The sequence below is a fragment of the Azoarcus sp. Soil_N_20 genome, from assembly GCF_057656155.1.
The window spans coordinates 368,837-376,047 of sequence record NZ_JBDGKX010000006.1 but is presented as its reverse complement, the minus strand read 5'-3'; the positions used below and the strand labels follow the sequence as shown (position 1 = coordinate 376,047).

Below are 7,211 nucleotides of genomic sequence, written 5' to 3'. Positions count from 1 at the left end.
CCTGCCGATCAAAATCCACCGGGATCATCTTCAGGCCATAGTCGGGCGTCTTGAAGCGGGGCATCGCGGAACTCCGGGAGGGGTTGCCGAATTATACCGAAGGCATCGGGGTGCGCGCCGTCGCCGGCCTTTTTCTACAGCCTCAACGCTTGAGTTAAGCCGCGCCGCGAAGCGGCGTCGGCTTGAATGATTTGTTAGGCACTGGCCGAGCCTCCACGCAAGGCTTTAACGGCAGCCTCTGTGCAACCATACAGCTCCGAAGCAAGCTGCTCACACTCGGCAGCGAAGGCTTGGAGCTCCCGAAGTTCTATCCTGCGATTGCCGCCACGCAACGGGACGATTGCTTCTCTATGTGTGAACCCGCCATCGGAATGCAGGATGCCGAGAACCAACGGGTTGTGAGCAATCAAGTTACGCGTGACGAGTAGTTCTTTCGCGCGGGACAATTTGGCAGCTAGTTGCTCAAAAGCATGGCCAGGATGTGCCTCAAGCAGCTCAAGTATCAGATCGATCCGCTGCCCAAGCTTGAACGACCTCACTGACCTCTGAATCCGATCCTTCGGGATCTCTTGCAAGCAGGTGACTGTTAGATGCTCGATGGAGCCAAACGCCACGAAGCTCTGGCCGATCGCAGCTGCCCACTTGCCGTTGAGGTCTACAAGCTTGACCAAGATCTCTCCCCCGTGCCTAACGAATAGGTTTTATCCCTCGCGGCACGCAGGCGGTTTCGATCTCTTCATGCATGGCGCGAGGGATAAGCCTTGTTGAACTAAACCGCCGGCACGGGCGGTGGTGTTGGAGATTCTACGCCGCGCTCATGCAGGGCGTATAGAAGTGAAGGCGGCGCACTGTGAGATTGAGCACGACGGCATGCGCGCAGGCATCTGAGCAAGGTCGGCATTCGTCTGGCCTTGGTGTGCGGCGCCTTTTCCGCGGGGCGGCGAACGGCACGTGACGCATAGGGCACGACCGCTCCCGCTGGCGCGCACACGCGCACCATCGATTGCCATGGCGAAGTCTCGCCCGGCTTCATGATGGTCCATCCTGGCTTCGGGGCTCGGGCGCAGGTGGCGTCACCGGCCGTTCCCTCGGAGCCTGCATGCGGATCGGGGTGATGCGTCCGATGCAGATCCATCGCCCGATTCGGCAGTGCGGACAGCAGCATGGATCGGTACCGCCAACGCGCACGAGAAAGGCCTGCGCGGTCTCGACAGTTTCCGCGCGAGGCTCGGGCGCGTCCAGGGCGGCACGCGCTCGGCTCAGGCGGGTGCGTTTATGCGCCGGGGCGAGCAGTCCAAAGTGACGGATGCGCTTGAAGCCCTTGGGCAGCACGTGCTGCAGGAAACGTCCGATGAAGGTCTGCGTGTCCAGCGCGAGTGTGTGCCGGGTGCCGCGTTGGCGGTCGCGCACCCGCAGATGGATCGCGCCGTCCTCGTCGCCGAGCAGGCGCTCATTGGAGAGCGCGGTGCGATGCGTGTACCGCGCCAGATTGTCGAGGACCTGTGCCGGACCACCGGGTGGTGGTTTGGCGTAGACGACCCAGTCGTGCGCCAGCAAGGCGCGACGGCGGCGCTGCCACCGCACCGGGGCCTTACAGCAGCGGCGCCAGCCAGCGCGCAGCCTGCTCCACCGTCATGCCGGTACGACGCGCCCAGTCTTCCACTTGGTCGCTGCCGATTTTCTGCACCGCGAAGTAGTGGCTTTCCGGGTGCGCGAAGTAGAAGCCGCTGACGGCCGCCGCCGGCAGCATGGCGAAGCTCTCGGTAAGCTGCATGCCGGCGTTGGCGGGTGCGTCGAGGAGCTTGAACAGCTCGCCCTTCACCGTGTGGTCGGGGCACGCGGGATAGCCCGGCGCGGGGCGGATGCCGCGGTATTGCTCCTTGATCAGCGCGTCGTTGTCGAGCGTCTCGTCGGCGGCGTAGCCCCAGTCGTGGCGACGCACGCGGGCATGCAGCCATTCGGCGCAGGCTTCGGCGAGGCGGTCGGCGAGGCTCTTGAACATGATCGCGTGGTAGTCGTCGTGCGCGGCCTCGAACTCGGCGAGCTTGGGCTCCATGCCCAGCCCGGCGGTGACGGCGAAGGCGCCGATCCAGTCGGGCACGCCGCTGTCCTTGGTGGCGATGAAGTCGGTCAGGCACCAGTGCGGCTTGCCGGCCGGACGTTCGTGCTGCTGGCGCAGACCGTTCCAGGTCATCAGCACCGCGTCGCGGGATTCGTCGGTATAGATCTCGATGTCGTCGCCCACCGCATTGGCCGGGAACAGGCCGAACACGGCGCGGGCCTGCACCCAGCCTTCGGCGACGAGCCGGTCCAGCATGGCCTTGCCGTCGGCGAACACGCCGCGCGCGGTTTCGCCGACGATCTCGTCGTCGAGGATCTTCGGGTAGCTGCCGGCGAGATCCCAAGTCTGGAAGAAGGGCGCCCAGTCGATGTAGGGCACCAGTTCGGCGAGCGGCACCTCGATCCCCTGCACGCCGAGGGTCGCGGGACGCGGGGGCACATAGCCAGCGACGGCATCCCAGCGGTAGCGGTTGGCGCGCGCGGCCTCCAGACTGACCAGTTGCACGCCCTTCTTGTTGGCGTGCTGGACGCGCAGCTTGTCGTAGTCGACCGCGAGCTGGGCCTTGAAATCGGCGGCGCCGCCTTCGGACAGCAGCGCGGTGACCACGCCGACCGCGCGCGAGGCGTCGGGCACGTACACCACGGGCCCGGTGTAATGCGGTGCAATCTTGATCGCGGTGTGGGCGCGGCTGGTGGTGGCGCCGCCGATCAGCAAGGGGATCGCGTTGCCGTCGGCGAAGCCCTGGCGCTGCATTTCGGCGGCGACATGGCTCATTTCTTCCAGCGACGGGGTGATCAGGCCGGACAGGCCGATCGCCTGCGCGCCGTGCTCGCGCGCAGCGTTGAGGATCTTGTCGGTCGGCACCATCACCCCGAGGTCGATGACTTCGTAACCGTTGCAGCCGAGCACCACGCCGACGATGTTCTTGCCGATGTCGTGCACGTCGCCCTTGACCGTGGCGATGACGATGCGGCCCTTGCTGGTGGAGCCGGTACGGAGCTTCTCCGCTTCGATGTAGGGGATCAGGTGGGCGACCGCCTGCTTCATCACGCGGGCGGATTTCACCACCTGGGGCAGGAACATCTTGCCCGCGCCGAACAGGTCGCCGACCACATCCATGCCGGCCATCAGCGGGCCTTCGATCACCGCCAGCGGCGGCTTGCCTTCGGCCTCGAGCTTGGCCCGCACCTCTTCGGTGTCGGCCACCACGTAGTCGGTGATGCCCTTGACCAGCGCGTGCGACAGGCGCTGCTCCACCGGCCATTCGCGCCAGGCCAGATCCGGTCCCTTGTCCTTGACCTGGCCCTTCACCGACTGGGCGATGTCGACCAGTGCCTCGCCGGCGCCGGCCTTGCGGTTGAGCACCACGTCCTCGACGACCTCGCGCAGCGCCGGGTCGAGATCGTCGTACACGCCGAGCATGCCCGCGTTGACGATGCCCATGGTCAGCCCGGCCTTGACCGCGTGGTACAGGAATACGGTGTGGATGGCCTCGCGCACGGGGTCGTTGCCGCGGAACGAGAACGACACGTTCGAGACCCCGCCGGAAGTCTTGGCGTGCGGCAGGTTGTCCTTGATCCAGGCCACGCTCTGGATGAAGTCCACGGCGTAGTTGTCGTGCTCCTCGATGCCGGTGGCGATGGCGAAGATGTTGGGATCGAAGACGATGTCCTCGGGCGGGAAGCCGATCCCCAGCAGCAACTTGTAGGCGCGTGCGCAGATCTCGGTCTTGCGCGCGTAGGTGTCGGCCTGGCCCTGCTCGTCGAAGGCCATCACGATCACCGCGGCGCCGTAGCGACGGGCAAGTTTCGCCTGGTGCAGGAAGCTCGCCTCGCCCTCCTTCATCGAGATCGAGTTGACGATGCCCTTGCCCTGGATGCACTTGAGGCCGGCCTCGATCACGCTCCATTTGGACGAGTCGATCATGATCGGCACCCGCGAGATGTCGGGCTCGGTGGCGATCAGCTTGAGGAAGCGCTCCATGGCGGCCATCGAGTCGAGCATGGCCTCGTCCATGTTGATGTCGATGACCTGGGCGCCGTTCTCGACCTGCTGCCGGGCCACCGCGAGCGCGTCGTCGAAGCGGCCTTCGAGGATCATGCGGGCGAAGGCCTTGGAGCCGGTGACGTTGGTGCGCTCGCCGACGTTGACGAACAGGCTGTCGGCGCCGACGTTGAACGGCTCGAGCCCGGACAGGCGCAGCTTCTTGTCGATCTCCGGCACCTTGCGCGGCGGCAGCTCGGCCACCGCGGCGGCGATCGCGGCGATGTGCGCGGGGGTGGTGCCGCAGCAGCCGCCGAGGATGTTCACCAGGCCGGAGCGCGCCCACTCGACCACCGCGGTGGCGAGTTCTTCCGGGGTTTCGTCGTAGCCAGTGGGCGCCAGCGGGTTGGGCAGGCCGGCGTTCGGGTGCGCGGACACATAGGTGTCGCAGACGCCCGCGAGCTCCGCCACGTAGGCGCGCAGCTCCTTGGCGCCGAGCGCACAGTTCAGGCCGAAGGAGATCGGCCGCGCATGGGCGAGCGAATTCCAGAACGCCTCGGCGGTCTGCCCCGAAAGGGTGCGGCCGGAGGCGTCGGTTATGGTGCCGGAGATCATCACCGGCAGGCGCCGGCCGAGGTCCTCGAACAGCTTCTCGATCGCGAATACAGCGGCCTTGGCATTGAGGGTGTCGAAGATGGTCTCGATCAGCAGCAGATCGGCGCCGCCTTCCATCAAGCCTCTTGCCGAGTCGTAGTAGTCGTCGACCAGGGCGTCGAAGCTGATGTTGCGGTAGCCGGGGTCGTTCACGTCGGGCGAGATCGACAGCGTGCGCGAGGTCGGGCCGAGCACGCCGGCGCAGTAGCGCGGGCGGGCCGGGTTGGCGGCGGTAAATTCGTCGCACAGCGTACGCACCAGGCGGGCGCTGGCCACGTTGAGTTCGTAGGCGACGGCCTCGAGCCCGTACTCGGCCTGCGACACGCGGGTGGCGTTGAAGGAGCTGGTTTCGATGATGTCGGCGCCGGCCTCGAGGTAGGCGCGATGGATCTCGCCGATCACGTCGGGGCGGGTCAGCACCAGCAGGTCGTTGTTGCCCTTGAGATCACGCGGGTGATCGAGGAAGCGCGTGCCGCGGTAATCCGCCTCGCCCAGCTTGTACTGCTGGACCATGGTGCCCATGGCGCCATCCAGGATCAGGATGCGTTGGGCGAGTTGCTGGCGGAGTTCTACGGTGCGGTCGGCTTGCATGGTTCTACCTCGATCTGCGATTGATGCACAGCGGGTAGCTCACGCAAAACAGAACGGCGCGGCAAACCCGGCTGATGGTTTGCGAGCGCCGTTGTTCGATTGCCGAGCCTGGCCCACTCACAGGTCGGGTCGCAGCGCTCCTCGGCAAGGGGCCGATTTTACGGGGTTTCCGTCGCCGCTGTCGAGGCCCGCCAACGCGCCCGGTTGCGGCCGCGACGCATCGCGGCGCTCAGTCGGCCGGCACGCAACGCTCCGCCGCCCAGGCGCGCAGGGCGGCGACCTTCTCGGCCATCACGTGGGCCAGCGGGCGGGTGTTCGCCGCCTCGACCAGCAGTTTCGCCGTATCCAGCGCAGCCCCGTCGGCGAGGCATTCGTACAGGCCTGCGACCACGAGCTGTTCGAGCTCGGCGCCCGAGTAGGCCTCGGTTGCCGCACCGAGCGCGGCAAGGTCGAAGCGGGCGGGATCGAGCTCGCGGCGGCGCAGATGAATGGCGAGGATCTCCTCGCGGACGGTGCCGGCCGGCAGGTCGACGAAGAAGATCTCGTCGAAGCGGCCCTTGCGCAGCAACTCCGGGGGCAGCGCGGAGACGTCGTTGGCGGTGGCGACGAGAAACAGGCGCGCCTGCTGCTCGTTCATCCACGTCAGCAGATTGCCGAGCAGGCGCCGTGACACGCCGCCGTCGCTGTCGCTGCTACCCAGTGCCAGCGCCTTCTCGATCTCGTCGATCCACAGTACCGCCGGGGCCATCGCCTCGGCCGTGCGCAAGGCCTCGCGCAGCTTGCGTTCGGTTTCGCCGGTGAACTTGTCGTACAGGCTGCCCACGTCGAGGCGCAACAACGGAACCCGCCAGCTGCCGGCAACCACCTTGGCGGCGAGACTCTTGCCTGCGCCCTGGGCGCCGAGCAGCAACACCCCCTTGGGCAAGGGCAGGCCGGGCATGCTGCGCTCGCCGGTAAACACCGGCCGCCGCGTTGCCAGCCAGCGCTTGAGCCGGACCAGCCCGCCGACGTCGTCGGGGCCCAGCGTGCTCAACTCGACCTGCAGCGCACTCTCCCCCACCATGTCCTGCTTGTAGCGCATCACCCGGGTGAGATCCTCGGAGGTGATCAGGCCGTCGTCACGGATGGCGTTGCGCAGCAGGCGGCGCACATCCTCCTCCGGCAGGCCGACGAGCTGGCTCAGCAAGGCATTGACCGTTGCCGAATCGCCCTTGACCCGCTCCCCCGAGGACTTGGCATACAGGTCGAGCTCGTCTTTCAGCAGTGCGCGCACGCGCGCGAGGTCGGGGATCCGCAGCTCCATGCGTACCGAATGACGGGCCAGCAAGGCCGGAAGCGACAGCTGCGGGGCAACCAGTACCAGGGTGCGTTCCGCTTCCGGATGATCGAGCACGATCTCCCGCATCAGGCGCTGTACGACCGGATCCTCGAGAAACGGGTGCGGGTCGAGCAGGACGAAGAGACCCTTGCCCCCGCTGCTGTCGATGTACTTCAGTGCGGCCTCGAGCGTGTGGGTGTCGTCGATCACCCGCCGCCGCCCGTCTGCACGACCGGCCATGCCCGGGCCCTCGCCCACGGTCGGGAACAGGCCATAGCCGTCCGGCCGCCCGCTGCCGTAGCGAAAGTTCTGCTGCACCAGCCCGTCCGCCACGCTCCAGCAGTGCAGGTCGTGATTGTCATCGCGGGCGAGGCGCTCGATGAGGCGCAAGGCTTTCGGCTCCTCGACAGTCTCGATGCAGAGCAAGGGCATGCGTGAGCGCACCAGCGCGGCGAGTTCGCGGAAATCGGGCATGGTCGGACAGCCGATGAGAATGGGATGGGGAGCCGAATTCTAACCGCTGCCGCCGGGCCCCGCCCCGCCGTCGTGCCGCCACCAGCATCGTCGGGCCCGCGGGCTGCGCGCGGTCACAAGGGATTCAAT

At 66.8% G+C, this 7,211-nt stretch carries 3 protein-coding genes, 1 pseudogene and 1 riboswitch; all 4 genes and pseudogenes read right to left on the bottom strand.

The window, feature by feature from the left end:
- Positions 1-194: 194 nt before the first annotated feature.
- Positions 195-671, bottom strand: a complete 477-nt coding sequence (locus AC3A35_RS14810) for a hypothetical protein (RefSeq protein ID WP_487436907.1) — start codon at positions 669-671, stop codon at positions 195-197.
- 358 nt (positions 672-1,029) lie between these two features.
- Positions 1,030-1,590 (bottom strand): annotated as a pseudogene (locus AC3A35_RS14805) (IS91 family transposase); the annotation flags it as partial.
- Between the two features lies 1 nt (position 1,591).
- On the bottom strand, positions 1,592-5,290 hold the full coding sequence (gene metH, locus AC3A35_RS14800) for a methionine synthase (protein ID WP_487436906.1): 3,699 nt from the start codon (positions 5,288-5,290) through the stop codon (positions 1,592-1,594).
- 76 nt (positions 5,291-5,366) lie between these two features.
- Positions 5,367-5,439: riboswitch (S-adenosyl-L-homocysteine riboswitch) on the bottom strand.
- Positions 5,440-5,519: 80 nt separating this feature from the next.
- Positions 5,520-7,082, bottom strand: coding sequence for an AAA family ATPase (locus AC3A35_RS14795; RefSeq protein ID WP_487436905.1), 1,563 nt, complete (start codon positions 7,080-7,082; stop codon positions 5,520-5,522).
- Between the last annotated feature and the right edge of the window lie 129 nt (positions 7,083-7,211).